The sequence below is a fragment of the uncultured Thiodictyon sp. genome, assembly GCF_903828115.1.
GTDB lineage: Bacteria > Pseudomonadota > Gammaproteobacteria > Chromatiales > Chromatiaceae > Thiodictyon.
Map to the genome: position 1 here is coordinate 1 of NZ_CAIKKU010000379.1, position 3,377 is coordinate 3,377.

The following is a 3,377-nucleotide window of genomic DNA, read 5'->3' on the forward strand; positions in this document are numbered from 1 at the left end:
AGGGCCCTGGACCCCGAGCCCGCGGCGGCAACGCTACCCGAGCCAGCCCCGCCCCCCCCCCCCGCGGCACCAGCACCCGCCCCCACCGCGGCGCCGGACGCCGCCCTGGACAGGGCCCTGGACCCCGAGCCCGCGGCGGCGGCGCCCCCCTCCCCCGTGGAGCACCCGGACTCCGGCTACCATCCGGCACCCGAGTCGACGCACTTACCAGCGCCGGCCCCGCAACACCATCGCCAGAGCCTGTTCATCGTCCACATCACCCCGGAGATGGCCCCGGTGGCGAAGGTCGGCGGCCTGGCGGACGTGGTCTTCGGCATCAGCCGCGAGCAAGCCATCCGCGGCAACCATGTCGAGATCATCCTGCCCAAGTACACCAACCTGCGCTACGACCACATCTTCGAGCTGCACGAGGTCTATCGCGACCTGTGGGTGCCCTGGTACGCGGGCGCGGTGCACTGCACCGTTTTCTTCGGTTTCGTGCATGGCCGCAAGTGCTTCTTCATCGAGCCGCACTCCCAGGACAACTTCTTCAACCGCGGCACCATCTACGGCTTCCGCGACGATGTGTTGCGCTTCGCCTTTTTCTCCCGCGCCGCGATCGAGTTTCTGTGGAAGGCCGGCAAGAACCCGGACATCATTCACTGCCACGACTGGCAGACCGCGCTGGTACCGGTGTTTCTCTACGAGTTTTACCAACAGCTCGGCATGACCCACCCGCGCGCCTGCCTGACCATCCACAATTTCATGCATCAGGGCCTCACCGGGCTGGAGTTGCTGCGCGCCACCGGGCTGACCCCGCCGGAGCGCTTCTTCGATTGGCTGCGCATGGGCGACAACCATCACAAGGGCGCGCTCAATCTGCTCAAGGCCGGCATCGTCTATTCCAACTTCATCACCACCGTCTCGCCCCGCTATGCCTTCGAGACCAAGGACCAGGGCCAGGGTTTCGGCCTGGAGCCGACCCTGCATGTCCATCACATGAAATATGGCGGCATCTTGAACGGCATCGACTACGACGTCTGGAACCCGGAGGTGGACGCTGACATTCCCGTGCGCTATAGCGTCGACCATCTCGACGGCAAGTACGAGAACAAGCGCGCCCTGCGCCACCGACTGATGCTGGCCGACAACGACAAGCCGATCGTCGCCTTCATCGGCCGCCTGGACCCCCAGAAGGGCCTGGGGCTGGTGCGTCATGCTATCTTTTACACGCTGGAGCGCGGCGGCCAATTCGTCCTCTTGGGCTCAAGTCCGGACAAGGCCATCAACGACGACTTCTGGGGCCTGAAGCGCATGCTCAACGACAGCCCCGACTGTCACCTGGAAATCGGCTTCGACGAGGACCTGGCCCACCTCATCTATGCCGGCGCGGACCTCATGCTGGTGCCCAGCCAGTTCGAGCCCTGCGGCCTGACCCAACTGATCGCGCTGCGCTACGGCACGGTGCCGGTGGTACGCACCGTCGGCGGTCTGGCCGACACCGTCTTCGACAAGGACCACTCCGACCGCCCGCTGGACCAACGTAACGGCTACCGCTTCGACCACTACGACGGTCCCGGACTGGAGTCCGCCCTGGGGCGCGCCATCGACTGCTATTTCGAGTTCCCGGCGGACTTCCGCGAACTGATGAAGAACGGCATGCGCGCCGACTATTCCTGGAACCAGCCGGGGCAGGACTATCTCAACATTTACGACTTCATCCGCGAACGCTGAGTAACGCGTCAAGAACGAGGTAGACACAAACACAATCGTTGTCGTTGTCGTTGTCGTTGTCGTAATCGTAATCCGAGAAGCGATACAACGTCGGGTGCGAGACAATCCAGGGCGCGACGATAACCTCGATTACGACAACGATTACGACAACGATTACGACAACGACAACGACAACGACCGCGGCTGACCAGACGGCCGGCGCCGCCGTCAGAAGAACGAACATCAACGACGAGGACAAGCATGAAGATCTATAACCTGTTTCCCCTGCTCGCCGGGCCCTTCGACACCTGGGAGCCGCATCTGCAACGCGCCGCGGCCATGGGCTTCGATTGGCTCTTCGTCAACCCCATTCAGAAGCTCGGGCGCTCGGGCAGCCTCTATTCCATCGCCGACTATTTCGCCATCAACAAGGCCCTGCACAACCCCGGCTCGCCCCTGACCCCGGACGCGCAGGTCCGCGCCATGGCCAGGACCGCCGGGGAGTTGGGCCTGTCCCTGATGATCGACCTGGTGATCAACCACTGCGCCGAGGATAACCCGCTGGTCCAGACCCACCCGCAGTGGTTCGCCCGCGAGCACGGCCGCGTCGCCCACCCCTTCTGCATCGAAGAAAACGGCACTAAGGTCGTGTGGCGCGACCTGGCCCAATTCGACCATCAGCAGGCCCTGCGCTTCCCGGACTCCCCCGACGGACTCCTGGCCTATTATGTGAAAGTGGTCGAGCACCTGATCGGGCTCGGCTTTCGCGGCTTTCGCTGCGACGCCGCCTATCAGCTCCCCGCCGAGATCTGGCACCGCCTCATCGCGCGGGTCCGCCAGAAGCACCCCGACACCGTCTTCGTCGCCGAGACCCTGGGCTGCTCGCCGGCCCAGACCCGCGACACCGCCGGGGCCGGCTTCGATGCCATCTTCAACAGTGCCAAGTGGTGGGACTTCCACGGCAACTGGCTGCTGGAGCAATACGAGGCGACCCGCCATATCGCCCCCTCCATCGGCTTCCCGGAAAGCCACGACACGCGGCGCCTGTTCGATGAGTTCGAGGGCAATATCGACGCCCTGCGCCAGCGCTATCTGTTCACCGCCATGTTCGCCAGCGGTATCATGATCCCCATGGGCTTCGAATACGGCTTCCGCAAACGCCTCGACGTCGTCACCACCGTTCCCAACGACTGGGAGCAGCCCAACGTCGACATCACCGGCTTCATCAGTCAGGTCAACGCCATCAAGGACCAGACCCCCACCTTCGCCGGCGAGGGCCGCATCGACCGCCTGGACTATCCGGACCCGTCCATCCTGGTCCTGCGCAAGCACGACATCAACGGCCCCGGTCAGGCCCTGCTGGTGCTCAATAAGGACCCCTGGAACCGCCAGCGCTTCTATGCCGATGACCTCTACCGTCTGATCCAGTCCCCGCATCCGCTGCGCGACCTCTCCCCGGACTGGCCCATGGCCGAGCTGCCGACCCCCTTCGAGTTCTGGCTCGGCCCCGGCATGGCCCGGGTCCTGGTGGCCGCGCAGCAGCCGCAGGCCGCGGCCTAGTGCCCCGTCCCAGCTATTCTTGCGCCTGCTCAAGCCCCGAAGGGGCGTGATATACCAGCCCAGGGCAACGCCCTGGGATAGCGTTGTTTATTCGGCCTAGCCCTGAAAGGGCGTGACATAAGGAG

Annotated in this window: 2 protein-coding genes; both read left to right on the forward strand. The window is 64.5% G+C overall.

Annotation, left to right across the window (positions count from 1 at the left end):
* Positions 1-1,713, forward strand: a 1,713-nt coding sequence (locus QZY48_RS13735) for a glycogen synthase (RefSeq protein WP_295431539.1), incomplete at its 5' end; no start/stop codon positions are given.
* 240 nt (positions 1,714-1,953) lie between these two features.
* Entirely contained in the window at positions 1,954-3,252 is a 1,299-nt protein-coding gene (locus tag QZY48_RS13740) for an alpha-amylase family glycosyl hydrolase (protein ID WP_295431542.1), read from the forward strand.
* Positions 3,253-3,377: the final 125 nt, after the last annotated feature.

Excerpts from the sequence above, each read along its gene's own strand:
- QZY48_RS13740 (WP_295431542.1), top strand. The coding sequence starts at position 1,954 with ATGAAGATCTATAACCTGTTTCCCCTGCTCGCCGGGCCCTTCGACACC.